This window comes from Sphingomonas flavalba (assembly GCF_047553045.1).
GTDB classification, from domain to species: domain Bacteria; phylum Pseudomonadota; class Alphaproteobacteria; order Sphingomonadales; family Sphingomonadaceae; genus Sphingomonas_L; species Sphingomonas_L flavalba_A.
In genome coordinates this window covers 959648-983989 of sequence record NZ_CP180208.1, presented here as the reverse complement: position 1 = coordinate 983989, position 24342 = coordinate 959648, and the positions used below count along the sequence as shown (strand labels likewise).

The 24342-nt window shown below is 65.2% G+C and carries 35 protein-coding genes and 1 tRNA gene; 13 read left to right on the top strand and 23 right to left on the bottom strand.

The window, feature by feature from the left end:
• From pyrH to rpsB, 3 genes are all read right to left on the bottom strand, one after another.
• Complete coding sequence (pyrH, locus tag ACMT1E_RS04550; protein WP_414902505.1) at positions 1-729, bottom strand: UMP kinase; 729 nt, start codon at positions 727-729, stop codon at positions 1-3.
• A 126-nt stretch (positions 730-855) separates the two neighbouring features.
• Positions 856-1785 carry a translation elongation factor Ts gene (tsf, locus tag ACMT1E_RS04545; RefSeq protein ID WP_414902504.1) on the bottom strand — a complete coding sequence of 310 codons (930 nt, stop codon included), beginning with the start codon at positions 1783-1785 and terminating at the stop codon, positions 856-858.
• A gap of 115 nt (positions 1786-1900) precedes the next feature.
• The gene (rpsB, locus tag ACMT1E_RS04540; RefSeq protein ID WP_414902503.1) at positions 1901-2746 is read right to left on the bottom strand and encodes a 30S ribosomal protein S2; all 846 of its coding nucleotides are present in this window, start codon (positions 2744-2746) and stop codon (positions 1901-1903) included.
• Between the two features lie 255 nt (positions 2747-3001).
• Between rpsB and ACMT1E_RS04535 the strand changes: the two genes are divergently transcribed.
• The 6 genes from ACMT1E_RS04535 to ACMT1E_RS04510 all read left to right on the top strand — a co-directional run bounded on the left by ACMT1E_RS04535 (position 3002) and on the right by ACMT1E_RS04510 (position 7528).
• Positions 3002-3652, top strand: a complete 651-nt coding sequence (locus ACMT1E_RS04535; RefSeq protein WP_414902502.1) for a 50S ribosomal protein L25/general stress protein Ctc — start codon at positions 3002-3004, stop codon at positions 3650-3652.
• A gap of 63 nt (positions 3653-3715) precedes the next feature.
• Positions 3716-4285 carry an aminoacyl-tRNA hydrolase gene (gene pth / locus ACMT1E_RS04530; RefSeq protein ID WP_414902501.1) on the top strand — a complete coding sequence of 190 codons (570 nt, stop codon included), beginning with the start codon at positions 3716-3718 and terminating at the stop codon, positions 4283-4285.
• Between the two features lie 43 nt (positions 4286-4328).
• On the top strand, positions 4329-4850 hold the full coding sequence (locus tag ACMT1E_RS04525; protein WP_414902500.1) for a hypothetical protein: 522 nt from the start codon (positions 4329-4331) through the stop codon (positions 4848-4850).
• An 86-nt stretch (positions 4851-4936) separates the two neighbouring features.
• Positions 4937-6037: a redox-regulated ATPase YchF gene (gene ychF, locus ACMT1E_RS04520; protein WP_414902499.1), complete on the top strand. Its 1101-nt coding sequence runs from the start codon at positions 4937-4939 to the stop codon at positions 6035-6037.
• An 11-nt stretch (positions 6038-6048) separates the two neighbouring features.
• Positions 6049-6522: an RNA pyrophosphohydrolase gene (locus ACMT1E_RS04515; RefSeq protein WP_414902498.1), complete on the top strand. Its 474-nt coding sequence runs from the start codon at positions 6049-6051 to the stop codon at positions 6520-6522.
• 109 nt (positions 6523-6631) lie between these two features.
• Complete coding sequence (locus ACMT1E_RS04510) at positions 6632-7528, top strand: YdiY family protein (protein WP_414902497.1); 897 nt, start codon at positions 6632-6634, stop codon at positions 7526-7528.
• Positions 7529-7592: 64 nt separating this feature from the next.
• Here ACMT1E_RS04510 and ACMT1E_RS04505 read toward each other — a convergent pair.
• The 18 genes from ACMT1E_RS04505 to ACMT1E_RS04420 form a co-directional block, all read right to left on the bottom strand.
• Positions 7593-7666 (bottom strand) — tRNA-Gln (locus ACMT1E_RS04505).
• Positions 7667-7769: 103 nt separating this feature from the next.
• On the bottom strand, positions 7770-9008 hold the full coding sequence (locus ACMT1E_RS04500) for a hypothetical protein (protein WP_414902496.1): 1239 nt from the start codon (positions 9006-9008) through the stop codon (positions 7770-7772).
• 314 nt (positions 9009-9322) lie between these two features.
• Positions 9323-9577 carry a hypothetical protein gene (locus ACMT1E_RS04495; RefSeq protein WP_414902495.1) on the bottom strand — a complete coding sequence of 85 codons (255 nt, stop codon included), beginning with the start codon at positions 9575-9577 and terminating at the stop codon, positions 9323-9325.
• Positions 9574-9912, bottom strand: a complete 339-nt coding sequence (locus ACMT1E_RS04490; protein ID WP_414902494.1) for a hypothetical protein — start codon at positions 9910-9912, stop codon at positions 9574-9576. Before ACMT1E_RS04490 ends, ACMT1E_RS04495 begins: the two co-directional genes overlap by 4 nt.
• Positions 9909-10232: a hypothetical protein gene (locus ACMT1E_RS04485; protein WP_414902493.1), complete on the bottom strand. Its 324-nt coding sequence runs from the start codon at positions 10230-10232 to the stop codon at positions 9909-9911. Before ACMT1E_RS04485 ends, ACMT1E_RS04490 begins: the two co-directional genes overlap by 4 nt.
• Positions 10229-10600, bottom strand: coding sequence for a hypothetical protein (locus ACMT1E_RS04480; protein WP_414902492.1), 372 nt, complete (start codon positions 10598-10600; stop codon positions 10229-10231). The genes ACMT1E_RS04485 and ACMT1E_RS04480 overlap by 4 nt, the downstream gene beginning before the upstream one ends.
• The gene (locus tag ACMT1E_RS04475) at positions 10593-10802 is read right to left on the bottom strand and encodes a hypothetical protein (protein WP_414902491.1); all 210 of its coding nucleotides are present in this window, start codon (positions 10800-10802) and stop codon (positions 10593-10595) included. Before ACMT1E_RS04475 ends, ACMT1E_RS04480 begins: the two co-directional genes overlap by 8 nt.
• A complete protein-coding gene (locus tag ACMT1E_RS04470) occupies positions 10795-11265 on the bottom strand; it encodes a hypothetical protein (protein WP_414902490.1) in 471 nt (156 codons plus the stop codon). The genes ACMT1E_RS04475 and ACMT1E_RS04470 overlap by 8 nt, the downstream gene beginning before the upstream one ends.
• Entirely contained in the window at positions 11258-11461 is a 204-nt protein-coding gene (locus ACMT1E_RS04465) for a hypothetical protein (protein ID WP_414902489.1), read from the bottom strand. Before ACMT1E_RS04465 ends, ACMT1E_RS04470 begins: the two co-directional genes overlap by 8 nt.
• Complete coding sequence (locus ACMT1E_RS04460; RefSeq protein ID WP_414902488.1) at positions 11458-12291, bottom strand: phosphoadenosine phosphosulfate reductase family protein; 834 nt, start codon at positions 12289-12291, stop codon at positions 11458-11460. The genes ACMT1E_RS04465 and ACMT1E_RS04460 overlap by 4 nt, the downstream gene beginning before the upstream one ends.
• Positions 12288-12548: a hypothetical protein gene (locus ACMT1E_RS04455; RefSeq protein WP_414902487.1), complete on the bottom strand. Its 261-nt coding sequence runs from the start codon at positions 12546-12548 to the stop codon at positions 12288-12290. Before ACMT1E_RS04455 ends, ACMT1E_RS04460 begins: the two co-directional genes overlap by 4 nt.
• A gap of 268 nt (positions 12549-12816) precedes the next feature.
• Positions 12817-13095 carry a hypothetical protein gene (locus ACMT1E_RS04450; protein WP_414902486.1) on the bottom strand — a complete coding sequence of 93 codons (279 nt, stop codon included), beginning with the start codon at positions 13093-13095 and terminating at the stop codon, positions 12817-12819.
• Positions 13095-13685: a hypothetical protein gene (locus ACMT1E_RS04445; RefSeq protein ID WP_414902485.1), complete on the bottom strand. Its 591-nt coding sequence runs from the start codon at positions 13683-13685 to the stop codon at positions 13095-13097. The genes ACMT1E_RS04450 and ACMT1E_RS04445 overlap by 1 nt, the downstream gene beginning before the upstream one ends.
• An 8-nt stretch (positions 13686-13693) precedes the next feature.
• Positions 13694-13909, bottom strand: a complete 216-nt coding sequence (locus tag ACMT1E_RS04440; protein WP_414902484.1) for a hypothetical protein — start codon at positions 13907-13909, stop codon at positions 13694-13696.
• Entirely contained in the window at positions 13906-14358 is a 453-nt protein-coding gene (locus tag ACMT1E_RS04435) for a hypothetical protein (protein WP_414902483.1), read from the bottom strand. The genes ACMT1E_RS04440 and ACMT1E_RS04435 overlap by 4 nt, the downstream gene beginning before the upstream one ends.
• Entirely contained in the window at positions 14355-14507 is a 153-nt protein-coding gene (locus ACMT1E_RS04430) for a hypothetical protein (protein WP_414902482.1), read from the bottom strand. Before ACMT1E_RS04430 ends, ACMT1E_RS04435 begins: the two co-directional genes overlap by 4 nt.
• Positions 14504-14905 (bottom strand): hypothetical protein, encoded by a 402-nt coding sequence (locus tag ACMT1E_RS04425; protein ID WP_414902481.1) that lies wholly within the window; start codon positions 14903-14905, stop codon positions 14504-14506. Before ACMT1E_RS04425 ends, ACMT1E_RS04430 begins: the two co-directional genes overlap by 4 nt.
• 171 nt (positions 14906-15076) lie before the next feature.
• Entirely contained in the window at positions 15077-15427 is a 351-nt protein-coding gene (locus ACMT1E_RS04420) for a helix-turn-helix domain-containing protein (RefSeq protein ID WP_414902480.1), read from the bottom strand.
• A gap of 107 nt (positions 15428-15534) precedes the next feature.
• Here ACMT1E_RS04420 and ACMT1E_RS04415 point away from each other — a divergent pair, with 107 nt between their 5' ends.
• From ACMT1E_RS04415 to ACMT1E_RS04400, 4 genes are all read left to right on the top strand, one after another.
• Entirely contained in the window at positions 15535-15843 is a 309-nt protein-coding gene (locus ACMT1E_RS04415; RefSeq protein WP_414902479.1) for a hypothetical protein, read from the top strand.
• Positions 15844-15908: 65 nt separating this feature from the next.
• Positions 15909-17009 (top strand): toprim domain-containing protein, encoded by a 1101-nt coding sequence (locus ACMT1E_RS04410; protein ID WP_414902478.1) that lies wholly within the window; start codon positions 15909-15911, stop codon positions 17007-17009.
• Complete coding sequence (locus tag ACMT1E_RS04405) at positions 17006-17590, top strand: NAD(P)-dependent oxidoreductase (protein WP_414902477.1); 585 nt, start codon at positions 17006-17008, stop codon at positions 17588-17590. Before ACMT1E_RS04410 ends, ACMT1E_RS04405 begins: the two co-directional genes overlap by 4 nt.
• Complete coding sequence (locus ACMT1E_RS04400) at positions 17587-19482, top strand: hypothetical protein (protein ID WP_414902476.1); 1896 nt, start codon at positions 17587-17589, stop codon at positions 19480-19482. The genes ACMT1E_RS04405 and ACMT1E_RS04400 overlap by 4 nt, the downstream gene beginning before the upstream one ends.
• Positions 19483-19518: 36 nt before the next feature.
• Here ACMT1E_RS04400 and ACMT1E_RS04395 read toward each other — a convergent pair whose 3' ends face one another.
• Both ACMT1E_RS04395 and ACMT1E_RS04390 read right to left on the bottom strand, forming a co-directional pair.
• Positions 19519-19947: a hypothetical protein gene (locus tag ACMT1E_RS04395; RefSeq protein ID WP_414902475.1), complete on the bottom strand. Its 429-nt coding sequence runs from the start codon at positions 19945-19947 to the stop codon at positions 19519-19521.
• Positions 19944-20477: a hypothetical protein gene (locus tag ACMT1E_RS04390; protein ID WP_414902474.1), complete on the bottom strand. Its 534-nt coding sequence runs from the start codon at positions 20475-20477 to the stop codon at positions 19944-19946. The genes ACMT1E_RS04395 and ACMT1E_RS04390 overlap by 4 nt, the downstream gene beginning before the upstream one ends.
• 1273 nt (positions 20478-21750) lie before the next feature.
• On the opposite strand from ACMT1E_RS04390, the gene ACMT1E_RS04385 reads away from it, so the two are divergent.
• The 3 genes from ACMT1E_RS04385 to ACMT1E_RS04375 are packed head-to-tail and all read left to right on the top strand — an operon-like array spanning position 21751 to position 24341.
• Positions 21751-22506: a hypothetical protein gene (locus tag ACMT1E_RS04385; RefSeq protein WP_414902473.1), complete on the top strand. Its 756-nt coding sequence runs from the start codon at positions 21751-21753 to the stop codon at positions 22504-22506.
• Positions 22507-22554: 48 nt separating this feature from the next.
• Positions 22555-24114, top strand: a complete 1560-nt coding sequence (locus ACMT1E_RS04380; protein WP_414902472.1) for a hypothetical protein — start codon at positions 22555-22557, stop codon at positions 24112-24114.
• Positions 24114-24341, top strand: coding sequence for a hypothetical protein (locus ACMT1E_RS04375; protein WP_414902471.1), 228 nt, complete (start codon positions 24114-24116; stop codon positions 24339-24341). The genes ACMT1E_RS04380 and ACMT1E_RS04375 overlap by 1 nt, the downstream gene beginning before the upstream one ends.
• The last annotated feature ends 1 nt before the right edge of the window (position 24342 follow it).

Here is a 24342-nt window from a genome sequence, read left to right as displayed (position 1 = left end):
TCAGCTCTCCTCGCTATTCTGGACGATCGTCGCGGTACCTTCGCCCTTCAGCACCTTCAGCAGGTTGCCCTGCTCGCGGATGTTGAACACGACGATGGGGATGTTGTTGTCGCGGCACAGCGCGACGGCGCTGGCATCCATCACCTTCAGATCGTCCGACAGGACCTTGTTGAAGGTGACCCTATCATAACGCCGCGCGCCCTTCACCTTCTTCGGGTCGGCATCATAAACGCCGTCGACCGACGTGCCTTTGAACAGCGCGTCGCAATTCATTTCCGCCGCACGCAGGGCGGCGGCGCTGTCGGTGGTAAAATAGGGATTGCCGGTGCCGGCGGCGAAGATGACGATCCGGCCCTTTTCCATATGCCGTTCCGCCCGGCGGCGAATGAACGGCTCACATACCGTCGACATCGGGATGGCGGACTGAACACGGGTGTCAACGCCGATCTGCTCCAGCGCGTTCTGCACGGCGAGCGCGTTCATCACTGTCGCCAGCATGCCCATATAGTCGGCGCTGGTCCGTTCGAAGCCCTTCGCCGCCGCAGCGAGTCCGCGGAAAATATTGCCGCCGCCGACGACGACGCACAGTTCGTGCCCGGCCGCCTTCGCTCCGGCGATCTCGCCGGCCACGCGGGCGACGGTGTCGGGATCGATGCCGAACTGGCCCTGCCCCATCAGCACTTCACCCGACAGCTTCAGCAGGATCCGGTTGAAGCGCGGGCGTGTCATGGGGAAGGACGATCCGATCTGGAAAAGATTAGCGCGCGCGACCTTAGTCAGCGCGTATCGGGCTGCCAAGAGTATTGCCCGCCCGCGCATGGCGCGCGGGCGGGGTTATGCAGAATAAAGGCGGTATCAGCCCTTGATGCCAGCGGTGGCAGCGACTTCGGCAGCGAAATCGCTCTCTTTCTTCTCGATGCCTTCGCCAAGCTGGAAGCGGACATAGTCCCTCAGCACGATCGGCGTACCGGCGTCCTTGGCGGCGGCGGCGACGACGTCCTGTACCGGCGTCTTGTTGTCGATGACGAACAGCTGGCTGAGCAGCGCCGCTTCCTTCTTGAACTTGGCGATCGCCCCTTCGACCATCTTCTCGACGATGTTAGCCGGCTTGCCCGATTCGGCGGCCCGCTCCGCCGCGATCGCGCGCTCACGCTCGATCACGTCGGCATCCAGGCCCTCCGCATCCAGCGCCTGCGGGCTAGCGGCGGCGATGTGCATAGCCAACTGCTTGCCCAGCCCGGACAGCACGTCTTCCGACGCAGCGCTTTCCAGCGCGACGAGCACGCCGATCTTGCCGAGGCCCGGCGCGGCGGCGTTGTGGACGTAGGAGACGATCGCGCCTTGCTCGACGCTCAGCGTCCGCACCCGGCGCAGCGACTGGTGCTCGCCGATCGTCGCAATATTGTGGGTCAGAACATCGGCAACAGTGCCGCCCTGCGGCATCGCCGCGCCCTTCAGCGCCTCGACATCGTCATCGCCGGCCAGCGCCAGCCTGGTCACGTCGCGAACGAAAGCCTGGAACTGCTCGTTCTTGGCGACGAAATCGGTTTCGCTGTTGACCTCGACGGCAGCGCCCTTCTTGCCGGACACGGCAACGCCGACCAGCCCTTCTGCAGCCTGGCGCCCGGCCTTCTTTGCAGCAGCGGCAAGGCCCTTGGTGCGCAGCCAGTCGATCGCGGCTTCCATGTCGCCGTTGGTTTCCGCCAGCGCCTTCTTGCAATCCATCATGCCGGCGCCGGTGCGCTCACGCAGTTCCTTGACAATCGCGGCAGTGATCTCCGCCATGGTCCGATCCTTTCATTCAATGACGCAACAGGCGGGCGCCGTTTCCGGCGCCCTGCCCACGCTGTGTGACAATCGTGGGTCGACGCCCCGCACGGGCCAGACCCCGGCGCGGCCCTCAGGCGTCCGACTGTACTTCGGTCTCGGCCGCGGCTGCGGCGGGAACCTGTTCATCCTCGGTCACCGGCGCGGAAGCGACCGGCGCTTCCGGCGCCGCCAGAGCGACTTCCGCTGGCGGTTCTGCGAACGCGCCGATGTCGATACCGCGCGCGGCCTGACCACCCTGATTGCCACGGGTCGCGGCCGTGGCGATCGCGTCGCAATACAGACGGATGGCGCGGCTGGCGTCGTCGTTCGCCGGAATCGGGAAGGCGATGCCGTCGGGGCTGACATTCGAATCGAGGACGGCGACGACCGGAATGCCCAGCGTGTTGGCTTCCTTGATCGCCAGCTCTTCCTTGTTCGCGTCGATGACGAACATCACGTCGGGAATGCCACCCATGTCGCGGATGCCGCCCAGAGAGAGCTCGAACTTGTCGCGCTCGCGGGTCAACTGGAGCACTTCCTTCTTGGTCAGGCCCACCGTGTCGCCGGCCAGCTGCTCCTCAAGCGCCTTGTAACGCTTGATCGAGTTGCTGATCGTCTTCCAGTTGGTGAGCATGCCGCCCAACCAACGGTGGTTGACATAATGCTGCCCGGCGCGGCGCGCCGCCTCGGCGATCGGCTCCTGCGCCTGGCGTTTGGTACCGACGAACAGCACCTTACCGCCCGCGCCCACCGTCTGCGACACGAAGTCGAGGGCGCGCGCGAACAGCGGCACCGTCTGCGACAGGTCGAGAATATGGATGCCGTTGCGCTGGCCAAAGATGTAAGGCTTCATCTTCGGGTTCCAGCGGTGCGTCTGGTGGCCGAAATGCGCGCCCGCTTCGAGCAACGCCTGCAGGGAGACGGTGGGAGCCGCCATAACTTGTTCTCCTTACCCGGTTTGACCTCTGGAAAGCAGTGACCGGACAAGGCCCGGCACCGGTATGAGCGCCTTCCATGTGGAATAGGGCGGGCCGTTAGCCGGGTCGGCCCGGAAATGCAAGCGCGGCCGGACTCGCCACCCTCCTTCCCTTGCATTTATCCCACCTGCCCGCTATGCGCCCGCCGTCCGCGCCATGGTCATCCCTGGAGGCATGGCGGGAGTGTTCAAAACCAAGCGAATTGGAGACATGCGATGAGCGATGTGCTGACGCTGTCGGCCGAGACGCGCGACCGGGCTGGCAAGGGAGCCTCCCGGGCCCTGCGCAACTCTGGCCGCGTCCCTGCCGTGATCTACGGCGACAAGCAGGAGCCGACCCCGATCCACGTTGAGGAGCGGGCCTTGATGAAGCTGCTGCATACCGGCTTCTTCATGAACTCGCTGGTTATGGTCGAAATCGGCGGCAAGACCATCCGCACCCTGCCGAAGGACGTCCAGTTCCACCCGGTCACCGACCGGCCGCTGCATGTCGACTTCCTCCGCGTCTCGGCAAACGCCAAGGTCACCGTCGCGGTGCCGGTGCGCTTCATCAACGAGGACAAGGCCCCCGGTATCAAGCGCGGCGGCGTGTTGAACGTCGTTCGCCACGAACTGGAACTGGCCTGCGACGCGGCGCGCATCCCGGACGAAGTGATCATCGACCTGACCGGCCGCGACGTCGGCGACTCGATCCACATCTCGCATGTCATCCTGCCGGAAGGCGCGACACCGACGATCGACGACCGCGATTTCACCATCGCTACCGTTGTCGCTCCGTCGGCGCTGAAGTCGTCCGAAGGCGACAATGAAGAGGAAGCGCCGGGTGCCGGCGACGTTCCCGCCGCCAAGCAGTCGGACGGCGAGTAACATCCGACACCCGATGATCGCCGCCCCTGCCCAGGCCGGGGCGGCGACAGGAAGGCGTTGACCATGCAAATATGGGTCGGCCTAGGCAATCCAGGCGCCCAATATGCGCTGAACCGCCACAATATCGGCTTCATGGCGGTCGACGCGATCGAAGCCGTGGCCGGATTTCTGCCGCCGCGCACCCGCTTTCAGGGCTGGGCGATCGAAGGCCGGATCGGCACCGAAAAACTGCTGCTGCTGAAGCCCGCAACCTTCATGAACGAAAGTGGTCGCTCAGTCGGCGAGGCGCTGCGCTTCTACAAGCTCGACATCGGCGCAGTCACTGTTTTCCATGACGAACTTGACCTCGCACCGTTCAAGGTCAAGGTGAAGTCCGGCGGCGGCACCGCCGGGCATAACGGCCTGCGATCGATCGAGGCGCATATCGGCAATGGTTTCCGTCGCGTCCGTCTCGGCATTGGCCACCCCGGCCACCGGGATCGGGTGACGCCTTACGTCCTTGGCAATTTCGCCAAGGCGGAAATGGATCCGCTCGCTGACATGCTCGGCGCTGTCGCGGCGGAGGCGGAATGGCTGGCGCAGGGCGACGATGCGCGATTCATGAACGCTGTCGCGCTGCGGCTGCAGGGCTAGCCCCGCCGCACCGCCCGTGCCACGGGAAGACGAAGGAAAACACATGCTCCGCTTGCTCCCCATCATGATGCTGGCCGTCGCTCCGGCGCTGATGCTTTCGGCCTGCCAACGCAGCACGGCGCCGGTCGGCGAAGCTGAAAAAACCACCCCTCCCTCCCCCGCGATCCCCGCACCCGAGCCGACCGCAACATCCAGCCCATCCGCCGCAACCGCGGCACCTTCCGCAGCCAGGCCCGCGCAGGACAATACGCCGATCGACGGCACGATCCGCAGCACCGCGGAACGAAGCATGTCTGATATCAAGCATATAGATGCCGTTCAGCGCACAGGAAACGAGGCCGACCGGGGCGCCAATCGACAGGCATTGCCATCCGCAACCAAGCCGGTCCCCCCGGTCGAACGGCGAGCAGTCACCCCAAACGACGCCGATCGCAAGTTACCCGCCGCGCGTGTCCCCGGCCGGGGCGAAGCCGGCAACCGCGCACCGTCAGCGACACCGATCGCGACACCAAGCAACCCGCCGCGCCTTCCGCACCCGCGGATCACCGAAACACCGCGCAACTGATACCGCGCGGACTGGCCTTGCGCGCCTGATCAGCTTATCTGACCACCATCGCGTCGGCGGGGCGGCGCACTATCACGGGATATTTCATGGGTTTCCGCTGCGGCATCGTCGGGCTTCCGAACGTCGGCAAGTCCACCCTTTTCAACGCGCTGACTGAAACGGCGGCTGCTCAGGCGGCCAATTATCCGTTTTGCACGATCGAGCCGAATGTTGGTCAGGTCGCGGTGCCGGACTCGCGGCTTACCCAATTGGCCACAATCTCCGGCTCGGCGAAAATCATCGAGACCCAGCTCGCTTTCGTCGACATCGCCGGGCTGGTCCGCGGCGCCTCGAAGGGCGAAGGTCTCGGCAACCAGTTTCTCGCCAACATCCGCGAGGTCGACGCAATCGTCCACGTCCTGCGCTGCTTCGAGGATGGCGACGTCACCCATGTCGAGGGGCGCGTAGACCCGATCGCCGATGCCGAGACGGTTGAGACAGAGCTGATGCTCGCCGATCTCGAAAGCCTTGAAAAGCGCGTGCCAAACCTGGTCAAGAAAGCCCAGCAGGGTGACAAGGAAGCGAAGACCGCCGCGTCGGTTCTCGGCCAGGCGCTCGACCTGCTGCGTGCGGGCAAGCCCGCGCGGCTGACGTCGCCGCGCGACGCCGACGAACAGCGCTGCTTCGAACAGGCGCAGCTGCTGACCGCCAAGCCCGTACTCTACGTTTGCAATGTCGATGAGGCGCACGCCGCCGACGGCAACGCCCTGTCCGCCCGCGTGTTCGACAAGGCGAAGGCCGAAGGGGCGGAGGCCGTCGTCGTCTCCGCAGCAATAGAGGCGGAGATCGCGACACTGCCTGCAGAGGATCGCATCGCCTTCCTGGCCGATCTCGGTCTCTCGGAAACCGGCCTCGCTCGCATCATCCGCGCCGGCTATGCGCTGCTGCACCTGATCACCTTCTTCACGGTCGGTCCGAAGGAAGCGCGCGCCTGGACGGTCGAGAACGGCGCGAAGGCCCCGCAGGCGGCCGGCGTCATCCACAGCGATTTCGAACGCGGCTTCATTCGCGCCGAAACCATCGCCTATGCCGACTACCTCGCCTGCAACGGCGAGAATGGCGCTCGCGACGCCGGCAAGCTCCGCGCGGAAGGCAAGGACTACATCGTCCAGGATGGCGACGTTCTGCTGTTCCGCTTCAACGTATAGGCACCTCGCCGATGAACGACCGCTCCCTGCTCTACCGCCCCGCCGTCGGAGTGATGCTGCTCAATCCGCTCAGCCGTGTATTCGTCGGCCAGCGGCTCGATAACGAGCTGGAGGCGTGGCAGATGCCGCAGGGCGGCATCGACGAGGGCGAGGCCGCCGAAGACGCGGCGCTGCGCGAACTGAACGAAGAGACCGGCATCGCCCCGCGCCATGTCGACCTCGTCGCCCGCCACCGGGAGGAACTGTTCTACGACCTGCCGCAGGATCTGGTCGGTAAGCTGTGGAAGGGCCGTTGGCGCGGGCAGCGGCAGATATGGTTCCTCGCCCGCTTCACCGGCACGGACGCCGATGTGAACATCGCCACGCCGCACCCGGAATTCCGCGCGTGGCGGTGGGCCGCCCCGGAAGACTTGCCCGCAATGATCGTTCCGTTCAAAAAGACGCTGTACGAGGACGTCCTGAAAGCGTTCCGTTCCCTTATCTGAGGGAGGCGCCCGAAATTCCGGCCGTTCCGGAGGAGCGGCACCATCGTACAGGCCGCGCGCCACCGGCGCGTTGCCAGACGCACGCTGTGCCATGAGTATCGAGGAGCCCATGCGTAAATTTTCCCCCGCCGCCGCCATCTGCGTGCTCCTGCACGCCATGCCCGCCGCCGCGAGCCTACCCGACCCGCTGCGCCAGATGCTTGAAGCAGCGCTGGCTTCGAACAGTGAGGGCGATATCGTCACCGTCGCCAAATATGTCCGTCTCGCCGCCCCCGACGCCGCCGATGAAGTCGATGCCCGCGTCACCGCCTGGCGAGAGGCCCGCAGCGCCGCCCGCAAGGAACGGCTGGTCGAGGCCGGCCCTCTCGATCTGTGGAAAGGCCGCGCTGACATCGGCGGTTTCCGGAATAGCGGCAACAGCGACGCGATCGGCCTGTCCGCCGGCGTCGACATCCGGCGCGAAGGTCTGGACTGGCGCCATCGCCTGCGCATGCGCGCCGATTATCAGGAGGACAACGGCACCAAGACGCGGGAAGCTTATACCGCGTCCTGGGAGCCGAGCTACAAAGTCAACGAACGGCTATCCGTTGCCGGCGTCGCCCAATATGAGCGCGACCCGTTCCTCGGTTACGACAGCCGCTATTCCGCCGCGCTCGGCATCGGCTACCGCGCCGTATCGACCCCGGCGCTGACTATCGACGTCAATGCCGGCCCGGCGTTCCGCTTCACTAGCTTCATTGACGGCACCAGGGAAGACAGCCCGGCGGCGCGCGGATCGACCAGCATCGCGCTCAGGCTTTCACCTTCGCTGAAACTGACAAACGACAGCGCCGCCTATTTCGACGCGACCAACAACACCGTGGTTTCGACCAGCGCTCTTGATGCGAAACTGATCGGCCCGCTGTCGGCGCGGCTATCCTACAACCTTCAATACGAAGGCAATCCGCCAGCCGGTCGCAAGACGCTGGACACCCAGACGCGCGCTTCGCTGGTCTACGACTTCTAGCTGCGGGTCCAGCGGACGGATCGCGCCGTCATGACCCGCGCGCGGCAGCGCTCAAAGGTGGAACTGGATGCCCCGCGTGGATTCGAACCACGATTGACGGAGTCAGAGTCCGTAGTCTTGCCGTTAGACGACGGGGCATCGGAGAGGCGGCTCTAAGGCGCGGAAATCTGCGGGTCAAGGGGGTTTGGCGCGACGCCGTGCGACGATTTCTGCGTCGCACGTGCGACGCTGCCGCGCGATATCATCGCTGATCCGACAGTGCGCCGGCTGCGGCGGCATCCCGTTTGGCCTGCCGCGTGACGGCCATCGCCATGCCTTCCGCTGCTGCGCGCGTGTCGCGGGGCATGTACGTGTCGAGGATCTTCTGGGTTTCCTCGATGCTGTGGCCGCTGAGGGCGGCGATCAGCGGCACCGGCACGCCCAAATCCCGCATCCAGCACATGCCGGAGCGGCGCAGGTCGCGGAATTGGAGGCCGTTCAGCCGCTCGGCCAGTTCCTGCAGGCCAGTCGATCGTGCCTGTTCAACCGCGTGCCTCACGACCGCGCGGAAATGGCGCTGGAACAGCCAGGCCGGGCACCCTCTATCCTGCCCAGGGTAGCGGATCAGATGCGTGCTGGCGACGCGCCCTTCCCGCTGTTCGGCCAGTGCCGCTTCGACGTCTAAACGTGCCGCCGGCGCCAGCGGGATGCCGACCCATGCGTCCGTCTTGCCCTGCTGCAACTGGATGGCCGTGACCTGTCCGTCCGGCCCCGCCAGGGCCGCGCGGGCCTGATCGCTGATGTCGTCCAGCGCGCGCAGGCGGAATGCGGTTGTCGCGAGCAGGTCGCTTTCACGCTGTACGGTGTAGAATCCGAGTGTCAGGCCGATATCGATATGATGATGCGCGAGCGCGGCGGCGGCGGCGTGCAGGTGGGGCAGATCCTCTACCAACACCCTCTTGGTGCGTTTCGGCGCCGTCGGAATGCGGATGTGGCGGGCCGGGTTGGCCGCGATCAGCCCATCGTCCTCAGCAAATTGAAGGAGCAATGACAGAACCCGGAGCAGCGCGGCGGCGCGGTATTTACTGCCGGTCAGGAGCGTTCGGCGAAGGTCCAATACCATCTGCCGATCGATGTCGCGCACGATGGTCTGGCCATCTTCGGCCCAGATTTCGAGAGACCGCAGGCGCGAACTGTATTCGGCCTGGGACGACGGCTTAAGGTCTGTGAAGCTGGGCGAGCGTTTGTAGGTATCGACCAGCTGGTGAAAGCGCAGGCGTTGTGGCGCCGCCGTTGCCGCCCGTTGCGCGCCCGCCTCCCACGCTGCCAGCTCGCGATTGCGGGTGAGCGCCTGTATCATCGCCTTGTCCGCGTCGTCGCCCAGCGCGAGGTTCTTCCAGCCGAGTTTGCGCAGGCGCGGGCTAGGTTTCCAGTGCCAAACAACCCGCCCATCCGCGAGCAGCTGCGATGATAGGTAAGGTATTTGGTTTTTTCGGGCCATGATCGTTCCGGCGAGAGGAAACGAGGTGAAGGACGCTAAACGTCGAGCGAGTCGGTGGTCAAGTGAAGGTGTGGCCCGGCCGTCGGCGGCGAACCGTTTCAGGCACTATGGCCCTTCCCCCGCCCTCATTCATATCTTGATTTCGATCTGGTGTTTATCTTCTCCGTCCACGATCGTGACGTGAAGGCGCTTAGCGCCGACCTCATAGATCGGGTGAAGCGAGCGCGGGAGGTTTTTCCTCAACCAATTCGCGACGGTTGTTTTTCCACACCCCGGCTGGCCGCTTAGAGTGATTGTCAGCATGGATCTATTACTCATTCCTGCTCGCGTCCTTCTGCAAGTATGGTGAAAATGTTGCTCACGAATTCGCGGTGCCCGTATCCAACTTTCACGATTGCGGCGATGGCCGCGAAAGCCATGTCATTTCCCGACAGTTCCGCCCCTTCCGGTGAAAGCAGCCTGACGTCGGATGGGTCGTCGACTTCGATCGCTACTATGTCGACTGCACGTAGTGCTTTCCGATCCGCGGCTGTGATGGCGCCGGGCTTGGTCACGAGAATCTGGCTCACCGCCCGTCTCCTTCGAGCGCGGCGCGGGCCAGTTTCCCTCTGTCCGCCACCGCGGGCGACGGGGATAGCCACATGCTTGCCAGCCAGTTGTCGGGGTCAGCGTAGAAGCGCAGCGCCTCCCGCAGCCGCTCGACCTTGGCTTCTGCCTTGTGGGCGCGCTCAAGCAACGGACGCTCTGCGGCGGTGCGGTAGCGGGTTATAGCGCTGACCAACACACCAAGGTCGAGGACGGTCTTCTCGCCGCACTCCTTCCAAATTTGGCGCAACTCCTTGCAAATCTTTAGCGCGAGATCGCGATCCGCCTGCGTCGGTTCGATCGGTGCTTGCGTGGTCATGGCCGCTCCTTTGCTTTCGCGATCACGGCGCGCGCGAGCGTTGCCCGAACCGTGGCGAGTTTCGAGCTCAATGGTTGATTGATGCCGTAGAACTGCCGTGAGGACGCGCGCAGGTTGATTTCGTCGATCAACATGATCGCTTGACCGTTCGCTTCCCGCAGCCGCTCGACCTCAGCCTCTGCCTTGTGGGCGCGGGTGAGAGCGGTGGAGATTGCGCGAATGGCGGAGGAAGTTGGTGTGATACGGTCGTCCACGCCGTACCGAGCGCCGACGGTGGTGTTCAGCAACACCCGCGCCTCGCGGTCCAGATCGTCACTCATAGCGAATTCCACGCTTCTATTACACGGGGCCAAAGCTGGCGGTTACTGCGGAAATCCTCGTAGATCTGATCGCTGATGCACAGGTCCACGATGAAATCGTACTCATCTTCGGCGCACTCGGCGACCTCGCGCGCCGCCTCCCAAAAAGACCGGGCTTCCGCACGATTCATAGGATATGACGCCACCGTCGTGGGCTGTTGGCCGTCGTCGGTGACACCGCACAGATGGACGCCATTCGTCGGGGTGTGGTAGTTGCTGACGCAGTCGGAAAGCAGGCTGCCGTCCGACCGATACACTGTCCGGCGAGCAGTCGCAGCGTCGTCGATATAGCCGAGCGTGAATCTCGGTTTGTCGTGAAAATCACCCATCGGCCCGCCCTCCACAGGAGCAAGCTGCGACATGGGCATCCGGTATCGAGCCGCCGTCGTCGTCCCAGCCGACCCGCGAGGCGAACCGTTCCAGCGCCTGATCGAGAGCGCTGTATTCTGGCGTTGCGGTGTCCAGCTCGTAGCAGACGTTGCGCGCGGCGATGACCAGGGCGATCACGTCGTCGGGTAGTTGTTCAGTCATCGCCGCATCCTTTTCCAATGGTCTCGCCGTTCTCGCCGGCTGTGAAATCGCGCCAATGCACCCAGCCTTTCGGGCAGTGGAAACCCCACTCGCGAAGCTTCGGGCCGGTGGTGAAAAGCGAGACGCATGGCTCGCTGTCGATCAGTTCAAGGCGGTGGGAATCGGTCGCGCGCCGGCGAACGATCGAGCCGGCCTCGCGGAGATAGGACCCCTCCGGCGTGATTTCCGCGTAGCGGCCGATCAGCAAAAACGAGACGTTGTCCCACGGATGATCGTGGAGCGCGCGGTCATCATCGCTGCGCAGGATCTGGTGCAGATAGGTGTTCTGCGAGGCGTTGCGGGGGATGACGAACCACCTATTCAGATATGTCGGATCGCCGATCGCGAAGTCGACCGGGCGCTGCATCCATGCGCGCGCCCAGGCGGCCATGTCGTCGATGCTGGCGTAGCCGAGATTACTCATCGCTCTTGCCTTTCAGATGGTCGCCGCGCTCGATCAGCATCGATAGGTGCGCGGTGAAATGTGCGATTACGCCAGCCGCTTTGGCCGGGGTCCGACAAATGAATTCAGGCCGAGTTTTGCCAACCAACGATTCCTTGAGGCACCGATCCAAGAACGCCACCACGGCGGCGCGCTCGCGGTCTGCTTCAGTCGTCATGCGGCATCGTCCATGAATGCGAAATTCCTCTGATTGCAGGATGAGCAGAGCATGCCGCCGAGCGTGGGCTTTATGCGTTTGCCCGGCGGCCGGGTGCCCCATTTCGCGTGAACACCAGCGGCGGCCGCTTCGGCTTCAAGAGCACGGATGCGGGCTGCGGTTGCGGGGTAATGCAGGTCGATTTCGACCAGTTCCTCTTTCCGGGCAAACGCGCCGCACAGGCACTCACCGGACATGCACAGCTTATCGGTTACCGGACTGCGCGGGATATGGTGGCGACGCATGTATTCGATTTTGTCGTCGTCGGTCCAATTCAAGATCGGCGCTATCCAGAGCTGGCAGCCGTCGCGGCGGATCGGCACGACGTGCCCCATGCGCCTTTCGCTCTCTGAAAGCCGGACGCCAGTGACCAGCCCGATCCGGTCCCGCCATTGCGTCTTGTGCTCGCGCACCAAACGGTCGACGCAGCGCTCTTTCAGCCGGATGTACATAAAGCGATGACCGCCCGGCCCGGCGAAGCCGTGCTTCAGAACGATATCGCGGTACGGCACCGGCGCGCGGTATTCTATCAGGCGCCACTGGAAGAGTTCAGCCACCGCGCGACCATGCGCCTGGGCTTCGGGGATCGCGATCGTCGTGTCTATCATCGCCGCCCGCGTAAAAGCCGGATGCTGCGACGCGAGGTGGGTTGAACACGCACTGTCGTTACCGCTCGAATAGAGGCCGAATAAGTGCGTGACATTGCCATTTTCGCTCAGCGCTTGATCGATGATGGCCATCGACTGAGCAATCTTCTCGTCCAGATCCGAGATCTGTGGGATCAGCTTCATGCGGCTTCCCCGAACAGGCTGGCTTGGTCAGGCATCGGCTTCGAGCCGAGCAGCGAGAGAGCGGTACGCATGCGCCGCCACCAATGGGACGACGCCGTTTCCACCGGCCCTAAACCGGTCCACCCGATGGGCCAGCCCATCAGCCATTCGACGAACAGCGGGTTCAAGGTGCGGCGCTCGCTCGATGATGTCGGGCCAGCGGGGGTCGGCTGGTCCTGGGGCGAGGAGCGGAACAGATGCTCCACGAAGTTCGGCATCTGCCGGCCTCGATCAGCCGGTTATTCTCCCGCCATTTTTCGGCGTGCTCTTCGGCCTCCGCCAAGGTCGGGCACATATGCACCGACCATAGTGTCTTGTCCCGGCGGGCGCCGGCAATATGGGCCGCGCGCGCGATATAGAACGCGCCACCATATTCGGGGTTTGAGGTTGTGATGGAGGGGGCTCGCATCTCTTCCGTCCCGCGAGCACACTCTCTTCCCAATTGCTTGTGCTGACGTGGGGATAGCGTCGTCTTGCAAGCGGCCATCAGAACGGCACCTCGTCGGCGGTGATATCGGATGATGCGCTGGCGCGACTGGTGCCGGCGTCGAGCGACAGCAGGCGGCTGATGTCGACGGCCAATGCCGGCATCCCCGAGCGGTCCAACATGCTCGCGTAGATGCCGAGGCGGCAATCCAGCACGTCAGCTCTCTCCCGTTCGGCCGCCAACCGATCCAACAGGTAGTTGTTGTGGCTGTGCGCCTCGGCGAGCTTTCCCCGCAAAGATGTGATCGTGTCGCGCGCTGGTTTCTTGGTGACGGACATCATGCTTCTCCTTCGAACTGGGCGAAATGGGCGCGGAGGCGGTTGCGGGCGCGCTCGCTGGCCGGGGCGGGCCGCGGGTTCGCCCAGTCCGGCGGCGCCTCATCGGCGCGCAAGGTCCAGCAGAAGGCGGCGCGCCAGTACATCCAGTGGACGGCCTCGATCCGTTCCTGCTGGCGGCGGGCATCGTCGGGCCGCAGTTTGCCGTCCGCTATGCGGCGCGCGTACCAGGCGCGGCGGATGCATATTTCGCGGCGCAGGCAGGCGGTCTTGTCGACCCAATCAAAATTAACCGGCTGCGCCCAGATGCCGGTTTCCTGAAAGCGCTGCTCCGCCTCCATGTCGTCGGCGATCGCCGCCATCAGGGCTGTTTCGCGTTCGGCGGCAGCCTGAGGAATGCGGCCGCGCTCCACGAGCGTGCCATAGGTGCGGCGGCGCAGGTCCAGTTCGCGGATGATTTCCGCGCGGCGATCGTGAAAGGGAACGTCGCGCGGGTGGGTGCATCCATCGGAAAATTCCGCAAAATGCGGATCGAGAGGTTGCGGAAGAAGCAGATGCGGCTCCGCATCCATCGCGCGGGCCGGCGCGGCCATAGCGCCGATCATCGCAACGCCGCCAGGGCGGATTCCAGTGTCTCCACCTTTTTTCGCGCGCGCGAAAGGCGTTCGGCAACACGCCGGCCGCGCTGCCATTGATTTATCAGCAGGCGGTCCAGTTCTTGCCGCTCATCCGGCGTCAGGCGGCGCTGGCATTCGACAGACTGAAGCGCGGTCAGGCGTGCTTCCTGCATGGCGACGGTCCCATCGCGGCGCTTCATGGCGTCACCGCCGCAACGACGAGCGCGATCAGGCAGCCAATGACGATCGCGGTTGCGATGCGGCGATCGGCGGTGAGCGAACACGCCGGCAGGCGGACACGGCGCGGCGCGGCGCGCGCAAGCACACGGGCGGCCTGCGCGCCGGCATCCGCCTCCATCGCCAGCACTTCTTCCATGACGACGGCGCAGAGCGCGCGGGCTTCGTCCGGCGGCAGGGCGATTATCAGGCCATGACCGACGCCCGGCGCGCGGCGGGCAAGCCAGATGGCGATGCGCCGATCGCAGCGGCCATTCTGCTCGAACGTGCCGGCGACCATGCAGTCGGCGTGACCGACAAGAACATCGCCGATTTCGGGCATATGCTCGACATGATCGGGCACCCGCTGGGTGTAGATCACATTGGTCGCGCCTTCCTGCTCGACCTGCCAGCGCGGGATTGGTTCGCTCATAGCCGCCCATCCAGCCAGGCGCGGGCGAGCTGGCCGACAAAATAGACGCCGGCGAACAGTGCATAACAGACCAGCACGCGACCGAGGGCGCGCTGCCGGCGGGCGACGAACAATATGCATCGCCGCTCAAGGCAACGACGGGGCTTCACAGCGCGATCGCTTTCGCGCGATCAGCGAGCGCGCGGCGGGTCATCGCCCGGCGGCGCGCGTCACCGGCGGCGAGCATGGCCGGCGGCAGATCGTCGTCGAACCACTGATCGACCGCATCGCGCGACCAGATGCTGTAGGCGGTGACCGCGCCGGCGCCGAACAGGCGCTGTCCGCGCAGGAAGCGCGGGGTCTTCGGCCAAGGGAAGCCGTGGCGATCGATCAGGCGGCGGACCGTCATGATGATCGTCCGCCGTTCCCGACCCTCCATGCCGAGCCGCCGCGCCACGCCGTGCAGGTCGATGTCCGCCAGGCTGCGGCGTAGCGGCGGCGGCGCCGGCCGATCGCCCTTTGCGGTGGGCGCGGCCCCGCGCCAGGGGATGATTTCAGCAGTACGCATAGCAGCCTCCGTAACGAGAGGCGATATGATTAAGCGATTTGCGAAATCATATTCAAGGGAAATTTAAGCGGATTGCGAAATGAAACGCCAACAGCCGCACCAGACGGTTCCAGCGCGGCGCCAAAGGCGGACAGATTGTGACGTCGCCGCCCGGCCAGGCAGCGATGGAGGTCAGGCGGCGCCGGCGCGCTTGCGCGGCGTTTCCGGCACGAACGGCACGATGATGTCGCTCATCTGCTCGATCTGCCGCTTCTGATCGTCCGAACCGGCGCGGTAACGCTCAACCAGCGCACGCTCTGCACTGGTCAGGCTGCCGCTGTTATGTTCGGGTAGAAGCAGGTCGGCCGGCTCAACATCGAGCGCGCGGGCGATGCGGACCATCCAGGCATAGGACAGTTCGCGGGCGCCGCGTTCCAGATCGCTGATCTGGGCGATCGAGCAATTGACGCGCTCCGCCAGGTCCTGCTGCTTCCAGTGGAGCGCGCGCCGCTGCTCGCGGATGCGATTGGGTAGGTCGGCCATAGCGACGAAATGTAAAATCACCGCGCTCATAGGTCTTTAGCGTATCTGCTGAATTTTCGACCGTCCAGCCTTGCAATCGGTTAAGCTATTTGCTTAATCGTCCCAGCATGGCACAGCGACGCACCCACCCCCTGAAGCTCTGGCGGCTGACCCAGCGGCTGGAAGACACGCAAACCGGCGCTTCCCGCGCCTGGCGGGTGGCCGATGCCGCCGCCGCGTTCGGCGTGTCGTTCCAGACCTGGCGCGGCTGGGAAATGTACCCTGACGAGCCGGGGCACCGGCGGCCGGACATGGTGAACATGGAGCGGCTGTATATCTTCACGCGCGGCCAGGTGCGCCCCGACCATTTCCACAACCTGCCCAATCTGCGCTGCACCGACGACCGCGATCCGCCGCGGATGGCGGTGGGGCAATGACGTGCTTGCGCCGCCTCCGTTTCCCCTTTCGGGTGCGGCACCATCCGGCCATGAGCGGCTGAGCCGTGGCGCGGGGGCAGGCCGACATCAGCGTGCGCGAAATCGCCGCGATGCTGAACGAGCGGGCGGCGACGCTGGCGCCGCGGCTGTTGCCGCATGGGCGGCGGGCCGGCGGGTTCTGGGAGACGTCGAGCATCGACGATGTGAAAACCGGCAAATATTCGCTGAAGGTCAATGTCGGGCGCGGCCGGATCGGGCTGTGGACGGACTTTGGCGCCGATCAGGGCAGCGCCGATTATAGCGGCGACATGCTGAGCCTGGTCGCGCTGCGCGAGTATGGCGGCGACCTGGGCAAGGCGATCGCCTGGGCCAAGTCGTTCCTGGGGCTGGACGATGCCGATCCCGCCCGCATCGAGCGGGTGCGGCGCGAAGCGCGCGAGGCCGACGCGAAGGCGGATGCCGCGGCAGAGGCCGAGAAGGCGAAGATGCGGTCGCGCGCTTATGCGTTGTGGCGCGGTGCGATCGGCCTCCACCGCACGCCGGCGGAGGCCTATCTGCGCGGCCGGGGCATCGACTTCGCCCAGCTCGGCAGGGTGCCGGGGGCGCTGCGGTACCGCCCCGACGTGTGGTGTCGCGAACGCGGCGGCAAATTTCCGGCGATGGTCGCCTGCATCATGGCGCTGGACGGGTCGCTGATGGGCGTCCACCGGACCTATCTGGACATTTCCGGCTGGGACCATGCGGCGCGGCAGGGCGTGGTGACCAAGGCGGCCGTCGCCGACGCGAAGCTGTCGATGGGCTATTACCAGGGCGGATGCATTCCGCTCTGGAAGGGCGCGTGCCGCAAGACGCTGCGCGAGATCGACGCCGGCACCCCGATCTATATCAGCGAGGGGATAGAGGACGGGCTGTCGGTGGCGATGGCCAAGCCGGACGCCCGAATCGTCGCCGGGGTGGCGCTGGCCAATATCGGCGGGCTGGTGGTGCCTGAGCAAGCCGGGCCGGTGGTGCTGATCGGCCAGAACGACCCGCTGAACAGCAAGGCGGTCAACGCGCTGGAGCGGGCGGTGGCGCGGCAACAGGAGGCCGGACGCAAGGTGCAGCTGATGTTCCCGCCGGACGGTTACAAGGACTTCAACGATCTGCTGATGGGGAAGCGGAAGTGAGCCGGCGGGGCGGCAGCGCATATGCCGCGGCACAAACCGACGACCCGGTCGCCCGGCACCCGGACGATTTTTACCCGACCCATCCGGGCGCGACACAGGCACTGCTCCGCGTCGAAACATTCGACGGTGCGATATGGGAGCCGGCGTGCGGCACCGGCGATATGAGCAAGGTTCTGGAAGCATCGGGCTATCAGGTAGTCAGCACCGACCTGATCGACCGGGGCTATGGCGAAGGCGGCAGAGACTTCCTGATGGAATGGAACCCGATCGCGCCGAATATCTGCACCAACCCGCCCTTTCGATGGGCGGTCGAATTTGCCGACCGCGCGTTGCAGCTGACCACCGGCAAGGTCGCGCTTTTCCTGCGCCTTGCCTTCCTGGAAGGCGTCGATCGGGGCCGCTGGTTTCCCAACACGCCGCTGGCGCGCGTCTGGGTGATGTCCCGGCGGGTGCCGATGCAGCGCGGGCGATTGCAGGAGGAAGGCGACGGGCACGGCGTCATCGCATTCGCGTGGTTCGTGTGGGAACATGGTCATAGCGGCGCGCCGACGCTCGGCTTCCTCGACTGGAAAGCCGCATGACCGGCCCCGACCCGATCGCCGACATCGCCGCCGCCGCTTCGGCGCCGCGCGATGCGCCCGACCTGCGCGGGGACGCGGCGCCGGCGCCGGCCGACGGCTATGACGAGGCCGATCTGGGCACGGATTGCCCGGTTTCGCCACTCGGCTATCTCAAGCAGCGTTATTTCTTTCTCGACCACGCATCCCAGCTGATCGAGCTGGGCACCGAATTCCGCAAGGGCGAAGTCATCGCCCTGTTCGGCGAAAAGATACGCTGGCTGGAAAACCGATTTCCGCAGCACAAGGAAGTCACCGACAAGCGGACCAAAGAAAAAGAATGGATCATCGACGGGTTCAACCAGAAGGAAGTTCAGCGCGCGATGATTATTGCCTGCGCCAAGCGCGGGCTGTTCGACCCGATAGGCCGCGAGCGGGGCCGAGGCGCGCACCGGGGCGATGACGGCGAGATCGTCCTGCATTGCGGATCCGGCATGCTGGTCGGCGGCAAGCCCGGCGTGCGCGGGCGCAAGCGGCCCCAGCCGAGCTGGCATCGGCCCGGTCTTCTCGGCCGCTATGTCTACCCCAACCTGCCGGCGCTGGAGAAGCCGGCGGACGCCGCGGCGCCGGCCGCGCTGGTCGATGAATTGCTCGACCGGCTGGAAACATGGCGGTGGAAGAACGGCGCCATCGACGCCTATCTGATGCTGTGCTGGCTGGGCGCGGCGTCGCTGGGCGGGGCGCTGCGCAATCGCCCGCATTTATGGATCACCGGCCCTTCCGGCGCCGGCAAGACATCGCTGCAGCGCATGTTGCGCGACCTGATGGGCGACTGGGCGATCGCGACAGAGGACGCCACGGAGGCCGGCGTGCGCCAGCTGCTCAACCAGGACACGCTGGCGGTGATGTTCGACGAAATCGAGCCGGACGACGGCAATAGCGACGTGCATACCAAGATCGTCAAGCTGGCGCGGCTGGCCTATAGCGGCAGCTCGTCATTGCGCGGGACGCAGAACCACGAATCGCGCCAGTTCGTCGCGCGGAGCTGCTTCCTGTTCTCCTCGATCCACCACCATGAGCTGCCGTCGCAGGACCGAAACCGGATGGCGATCCTGCATCTGACCAAGTTCCCGCCGAAGACCCCTCCCCTCACCCTGCCCGCCGAGATCAAGAGCTGGGGCGCGATGCTGCGCCGGCGGCTGGTCGAGCAATGGCATCGCTATGACGCGACGCTGGACGCCTACCAGATGGAGATGCTGCGCCAGGGCTATTCCGGGCGCGAACAGGACACGTACGGCACGCTGCTGGCCTGTGGCGACCTGCTGACGCATGACAGCGCGCCCGACCGCATCGACCTGAACGAGGACGAATATCGCTGCGCGGCGGCGATCAAGCGGATCGCCCCGGCGATCGACCGGGCGCGCGCGGAGGCGGAGGACACCAGCGAGCGGTGCGTGCGGCACCTGGCGTCGCATCGCCTGCCTGCACGGGGCGGCGAAATGCAGGAAAATGTGGCGCGCTGGGTCGGGCGCGCGTTGATCGACATCATCAACCGGACGGAGCGCAGCGAGGCCAGAAGCAAGCTGGCGATGCACGGGATGAAGCTTGTGCATGTCAAACCGGGCCACGAAGCCGGCCGCGCCGGATTATTGGCCGCTTACATGGCCGACCAGCAGATTTACTTGGCCGTCGCCGCCAAGAACAACAAGGCGGTGCAGGAAATCTACGCCGGATCGATGTGGCAGAACGGGGTGTGGATGCAGGCGCTGGCGCTGCTGCCCGGGGCGTTCGGCAACAAGAAGGTCAATCTGGGCCTGGGATCGCCAGAGGGCTGCACGATCGTGCCCGTCGGCGAGGTGGTCGACCTGGACGAGGTGCGGCGCGAGGCGCATGTGCTGGCGGTATCTGGCGGCTAGGGCGCGGGCGCCTGGCATGGATAAGCTCCCACACTGCTAGAAAGCCTCCAGCGCGTCGGCCGCGCGCCCCATCCATTGCGCGAGATTGTCCGGCCGCCGGTCGATCCAGTGGAAGGCGCACAACCACTGCTCATCGACCTGATAATCGCCGTCGCTCTGCGGCTCGAACGCGTCATATTCATCCTCTGACAGGACGAGACACAGAAAGCGCGGCGACATCGTGTGAACCAGATATTCGCGCCCGTCGCTGCCATCGCCGCATATCCATTCCGCCGGCACGCGCACCGGCGCGCCATCGCCGAGCAGGCCGAGTAGCCTGCGGGCGAGATTGTCGGTCGGGCCATCCTTGACCGCGCGCCGAATCGTGCGCGCATCAACGTCGAGCGTGCGCGCTAGGGCTGACTGCCAGCCGACAGCCGACCCATGCCAGGCGACACCGTTTGAGATAAATTCTTCGCGAGTCATGCGCATGCTTCGCTGAACTGCGCGTCATAGCGCTGGCCGGCCGCGTAACGCGCTTTCTTGCGCTGCACGCCGGTCAGGTGCGAAAGGCCGATGCGCTCCAGCTCGGCATCGACCCACGTCCGGCGCGCTTCCAGCGCCGCCGCGATCGGCGCGAAACATGCGGCAGCTTCCGCCGCGCGGCGGCGGGCTTCGGCGGCCTTGTTGGCTTCACGGGTGATAACGCCGCGCGTGGCGGCCGGCACCGCCACGCCAGCCATCTCGCACAGCCGGACGACGACGCGCGTCCAGTCCGAGCAGGCCAGGCTGTGCGGGCCGACATCATAGTCCGCCGACCCGTATGACGGCGGCAGATCGTGATCGGAGACGCGGATCTTGTAAGGCTCGACGATCGCTTCGTCGTCGGCATCGTGCATCGACGCGGTGACGTACTGGCTGCTCGACAGGTTCGATCCGTCGCGCGCGACCTGAAAGCCGGCGGCGCGGAGCTGACGGGCGATAGTTTCTGCGGTTTTGTAGGTGTCGATTATCATGCCTGCCGGGCCTCCTTGCCCTTGCGTTCGGCCGGGTCGATCCCTTGCCGATACATGTCCTATATAGGACATTCGCGCGGGTGGCAAGTGGCTGCTTTCCTCTCCCTGACCCACCGCCCGGCGAACAGTAACATGCTGACGCCCCACCCAAGCGGCCAGGCGCGGCGCAGCCGAGCCGGTGCGGCCGCTTTCCGCATCTCCCTCCACATGCTCCCGACCATCTTACCCTGACCCATTTCGCGCGAGCAGGAATGGGCCTTTAATCTGCTGGTGGGAATGGGTCGGGGGAGTTCCTTGCGGAACGGTGAGTTCCCTCGGGGGAACGTCATAAAATGGCGGAAAACTGTGGGTTTTTTGGGCGGTTCCCAAAATTCCGTGTTCTAGGGGAAGCTTCGGGGGTGCGCATACGCGCGCGCCACACGCGCGAGGCGATTTAGGGCATTATGGGAACTTTGCAGAACATATGCGAACGATACTTCATTAAGTAACTGATATGCATGCCTATAATAATTCCCGCTGGATCGATGATGCAGGGAATTGCGCGGAACCTACGGAATTAAAGGGGCGCGACTAGCCCGATGTTCAGCATAATGCTAAATCCGGCGACCTATGAGCCGATCCGATCAGCATCCTGCGAATTTAATAAGGGGTGGATATCCGCTGGCGCCGCCGGGACGGGCCTTTTTGGCGCGGGGGGCGGCGGTCCTGGCTGGGCGGCGGTGGCGCCGCGATCGTGGCGAGTTGGGCGGCGGTGGCGGATCCGGCTGCTCGAGGTCGGCGACGGAAAATCAACGGTTTAGCGAGGGCTGCGCGGGCGTCGTCGCATGGCGGGCGTCGCATGGGATGGCTGTAAGGCCCGGAAATGCGTCGATTCAGGGGGCCAGTCGTCTAATCTCAAATTTGAGGACGGGGGGTGCCAGGTGCCTCGATCGGGCAGCGGGGCCGGCCGGCGGGGCGGTCGCCGGGCCGGGGGGGCATCCCCCCTTTCGCGCGGCGATCGTCCGGATGATGGTCGCGCGCGGGCGACCTGAAATCCACGAAAACGGTTCAGAGCGCCCCGGCCGGCCGGCATCGACCACCTGCCTGAAGATGCCAGGTCGCGAAAATTTTCGAGGCCGTATGGGGTCGGGGGCGCGGGGAAGCCACGATCGGCGCAGGGACCTAGCCGCGGTTGCGGTTGGCGCTGAATCCAATGCTGGCGAACGGGTCGGGGTGCATCGTCGGCTTTCGACGTCTGGGCGAGGGTCGCGAGGCTATGCGGCGGGGGTGGTCGATGTCAACCGCGCCTAGCAGCCTGGAACAAGCATTTCGTGGTGCCACGGAAGGCGGCGCGGTGCTGGGGGCGGATGCCGATGCCACCCAGCTTGACCTGTTGCGCGATCCGAAAACCGGGCGGCTGCCGTCCAACGTGTTCCAGCTCGTCCGCCGTGGCGAGGCACGGCGCGGTCGGCCCCGCGGCGCCGGCAACAAGCGCAACGAGAAGCTCGCCAAGCTGATTACCCATAATCACGGCGACCCGGTCATGTTCATGGCCAGCGTCTACGCGATGCCGCTCGACCAGGTCGTCGAGCTGTTGCGGTTGGCCGACGACGCGGCTGAGCGCGAGGAACGGCTGCTGACCCTGGCCGACCAGGTTGAGCAACACGTCGCGCAGATGGCTGAAGCGGGCGTAGCGAGCGGAAAGAAACTGGAAGCGGTCGAGCGGCTGGTCGACCGGCTGAGCGATATCGCGAAAGTTCTGCGGTCTACGCCGGGCGACCTGGCGGTCAGGGCGCTGGCGCTGCAGGTGCAGGCCGCGCGGGCGACGGCGGAATATGTCCACGGCAAGCAGCCGGTGGCGGTGAGCGTCACCGGCAAGGCCGACATGGTGCTGCTGGTCCCCGGCCTGAACGCCCCCGCCGGCATGGACCCGAAGGCGTTGCAGGACGCGGTAACGCAAGGCGGCCTGGAATCGATCGATTTCGAGGGCATGAAACTGATCGAGGGCGCCGGGCCGGACGACGCCGACGACGATGGCGTCAATGACTGACCGGCGCCCCCTGCCCTGTTCGCCGCTGGCCAGCGGCCAGGTGACGCGGTGACGGCGATCGACGACCTTGACGAAGCGGCCGGCGAGGCGCGGGCGGTGACGATGTTGCCGGTCGGGCCGGTCGCCGATCGCTTCCGCCGCGACCGGACGTTCATATCGACGATCATGGGGCCATATGGGTCCGGCAAGACGACGTCGTGCTTCCAGAAGATCGTCAACGCCGCGATGTGGCAGAATGCCGGTCCCGACGGCATCCGCCGCTGCCGGGTGTGCGTGATCCGCGCGACCTATTCCCAGCTTGAAACCAACGTGATGGCCGACTGGTTCGCGTGGTTTCCGAAAACCAAGGCGAATTACAACGGCGAGACGAAAACGCATCGCCTGCTGATCGACATCCCCAATTTCGGCGCCGTCGAGATCGAGATGCTGTTCCGCGCGCTGGGCGACCTGAAGGCCGAACAGGTTTTCAAGGGCATGGCGCTGACCCTGCTGTGGCTGAACGAGGTCGACACGCTGGACATGCAGGTGCTGAAATACGGCCTGCCCCGCGTCGGGCGCTATCCGATGGCGAAAGACGGCGGGTGCGCGTGGAGCGGCATCATCGCCGACATGAACGCGCCCGATGTCGACAACTGGACCTATGACCTGCTGGTCGAAAAGCGGCTGGATATTCCGCCGGAACAGTTGACCCTGCTGCGCGAAGCCTACGGCCCGCTGTTCGGCATCGAATTCCACCGACAGCCGGGCGGCCGGACGCCGGAAGCCGAAAATATCGATAACCTGCCCAAGGGCTATTACGACCGCATGATGATCGGCATGTCGGACAACGAGGTCCGGCGGTTCGTCGACAATGAATTCGGCGCGGTCAACAACGGCCAGCCTGTCTACCCGGAATTCAACGACAGGTTCCATGTCGCGGCGGAGGCGTTGAAGCCGATCCCGGGCGTGCCGATCAGCCTGGGCGTCGACGGGGGCAGCACCCCGGCAATCCTGTTCGGTCAGCAGGCCGACGACGGCCAGGTTCGGGTGATCGGCGAGCTTGTCGTGTTCAACGCCGACGACAGCAAGTCGCTGGCGAAGCTTGGCCCGACATCGTTCGGACGCGAGGCCCGCGCGTTCATGGACGCACAGTGGCCGCGCGCGCGGGTGGGCGAGGTCTGGGGCGATCCGGCAATGTTCTATGGCGGGGACGAAGAGGATCTGAGCTGGGCGCAGGCGTTCGGCCGCGCCTTTGGCCAGCGGGTCAAACCTTCGCCGGTCAAGGGCAACCGATTGACGCCCCGGCTGGAAGCGGTGCGCGGTTGCCTGACACGAAATGTCGGATCGAAACCGGGGCTGCTGGTGTCCCCTGCCTGCCGTCATTTCCGACGGGGCTTCAACAACGGATATGTCATCCAGCGCACCAAGCTTTCAAGCGGCGGCGGACGGTGGCGCGACGAACCGGAAAAGAATGATTTCAGTCATGTCCACGATGCCGGGCAGTATTTGATTTGCGGCTTCAAGAAACGTGGAAACCCGACACTTGACATGGATGCGCGCCATGACCGGCGCAAGGCGCGCAGCAAGGTTGAATATGGCCAGGGATACTTTTCCGGGAGCGTGAGATAATGAGCAATATCGCGAAAATCGCACTGTCGCCCGTGCTGGCATTGGCCGGCGCTTTCAACAAGCCGAAGCCGGTGGCCCAGACGATGCCGGCGACCCGTAATGCCGCCGCGGAAGCGGCGATGCGCGACGATGAACTGCGGCGCCGGCGGGGCGCCGGAGCCAATGAATTGACCGGCGGCGGAGCGGAGGCGGTGACGCCTGGCGCGAAAACGCTGCTCGGGCAGTGAC

Excerpts from the sequence above, each read along its gene's own strand:
- pyrH (WP_414902505.1), bottom strand. The coding sequence starts at position 729 with ATGACACGCCCGCGCTTCAACCGGATCCTGCTGAAGCTGTCGGGTGAA.
- tsf (WP_414902504.1), bottom strand. The coding sequence starts at position 1,785 with ATGGCGGAGATCACTGCCGCGATTGTCAAGGAACTGCGTGAGCGCACC.
- rpsB (WP_414902503.1), bottom strand. The coding sequence starts at position 2,746 with ATGGCGGCTCCCACCGTCTCCCTGCAGGCGTTGCTCGAAGCGGGCGCG.
- ACMT1E_RS04535 (WP_414902502.1), top strand. The coding sequence starts at position 3,002 with ATGAGCGATGTGCTGACGCTGTCGGCCGAGACGCGCGACCGGGCTGGC.
- pth (WP_414902501.1), top strand. The coding sequence starts at position 3,716 with ATGCAAATATGGGTCGGCCTAGGCAATCCAGGCGCCCAATATGCGCTG.
- ACMT1E_RS04525 (WP_414902500.1), top strand. The coding sequence starts at position 4,329 with ATGCTCCGCTTGCTCCCCATCATGATGCTGGCCGTCGCTCCGGCGCTG.
- ychF (WP_414902499.1), top strand. The coding sequence starts at position 4,937 with ATGGGTTTCCGCTGCGGCATCGTCGGGCTTCCGAACGTCGGCAAGTCC.
- ACMT1E_RS04515 (WP_414902498.1), top strand. The coding sequence starts at position 6,049 with ATGAACGACCGCTCCCTGCTCTACCGCCCCGCCGTCGGAGTGATGCTG.
- ACMT1E_RS04510 (WP_414902497.1), top strand. The coding sequence starts at position 6,632 with ATGCGTAAATTTTCCCCCGCCGCCGCCATCTGCGTGCTCCTGCACGCC.
- ACMT1E_RS04500 (WP_414902496.1), bottom strand. The coding sequence starts at position 9,008 with ATGGCCCGAAAAAACCAAATACCTTACCTATCATCGCAGCTGCTCGCG.
- ACMT1E_RS04490 (WP_414902494.1), bottom strand. The coding sequence starts at position 9,912 with ATGACCACGCAAGCACCGATCGAACCGACGCAGGCGGATCGCGATCTC.
- ACMT1E_RS04485 (WP_414902493.1), bottom strand. The coding sequence starts at position 10,232 with ATGAGTGACGATCTGGACCGCGAGGCGCGGGTGTTGCTGAACACCACC.
- ACMT1E_RS04480 (WP_414902492.1), bottom strand. The coding sequence starts at position 10,600 with ATGGGTGATTTTCACGACAAACCGAGATTCACGCTCGGCTATATCGAC.
- ACMT1E_RS04475 (WP_414902491.1), bottom strand. The coding sequence starts at position 10,802 with ATGACTGAACAACTACCCGACGACGTGATCGCCCTGGTCATCGCCGCG.
- ACMT1E_RS04470 (WP_414902490.1), bottom strand. The coding sequence starts at position 11,265 with ATGAGTAATCTCGGCTACGCCAGCATCGACGACATGGCCGCCTGGGCG.
- ACMT1E_RS04465 (WP_414902489.1), bottom strand. The coding sequence starts at position 11,461 with ATGACGACTGAAGCAGACCGCGAGCGCGCCGCCGTGGTGGCGTTCTTG.
- ACMT1E_RS04460 (WP_414902488.1), bottom strand. The coding sequence starts at position 12,291 with ATGAAGCTGATCCCACAGATCTCGGATCTGGACGAGAAGATTGCTCAG.
- ACMT1E_RS04455 (WP_414902487.1), bottom strand. The coding sequence starts at position 12,548 with ATGCCGAACTTCGTGGAGCATCTGTTCCGCTCCTCGCCCCAGGACCAG.
- ACMT1E_RS04450 (WP_414902486.1), bottom strand. The coding sequence starts at position 13,095 with ATGTCCGTCACCAAGAAACCAGCGCGCGACACGATCACATCTTTGCGG.
- ACMT1E_RS04445 (WP_414902485.1), bottom strand. The coding sequence starts at position 13,685 with ATGGCCGCGCCGGCCCGCGCGATGGATGCGGAGCCGCATCTGCTTCTT.
- ACMT1E_RS04440 (WP_414902484.1), bottom strand. The coding sequence starts at position 13,909 with ATGAAGCGCCGCGATGGGACCGTCGCCATGCAGGAAGCACGCCTGACC.
- ACMT1E_RS04435 (WP_414902483.1), bottom strand. The coding sequence starts at position 14,358 with ATGAGCGAACCAATCCCGCGCTGGCAGGTCGAGCAGGAAGGCGCGACC.
- ACMT1E_RS04425 (WP_414902481.1), bottom strand. The coding sequence starts at position 14,905 with ATGCGTACTGCTGAAATCATCCCCTGGCGCGGGGCCGCGCCCACCGCA.
- ACMT1E_RS04420 (WP_414902480.1), bottom strand. The coding sequence starts at position 15,427 with ATGGCCGACCTACCCAATCGCATCCGCGAGCAGCGGCGCGCGCTCCAC.
- ACMT1E_RS04415 (WP_414902479.1), top strand. The coding sequence starts at position 15,535 with ATGGCACAGCGACGCACCCACCCCCTGAAGCTCTGGCGGCTGACCCAG.
- ACMT1E_RS04400 (WP_414902476.1), top strand. The coding sequence starts at position 17,587 with ATGACCGGCCCCGACCCGATCGCCGACATCGCCGCCGCCGCTTCGGCG.
- ACMT1E_RS04395 (WP_414902475.1), bottom strand. The coding sequence starts at position 19,947 with ATGACTCGCGAAGAATTTATCTCAAACGGTGTCGCCTGGCATGGGTCG.
- ACMT1E_RS04390 (WP_414902474.1), bottom strand. The coding sequence starts at position 20,477 with ATGATAATCGACACCTACAAAACCGCAGAAACTATCGCCCGTCAGCTC.
- ACMT1E_RS04385 (WP_414902473.1), top strand. The coding sequence starts at position 21,751 with ATGTCAACCGCGCCTAGCAGCCTGGAACAAGCATTTCGTGGTGCCACG.
- ACMT1E_RS04375 (WP_414902471.1), top strand. The coding sequence starts at position 24,114 with ATGAGCAATATCGCGAAAATCGCACTGTCGCCCGTGCTGGCATTGGCC.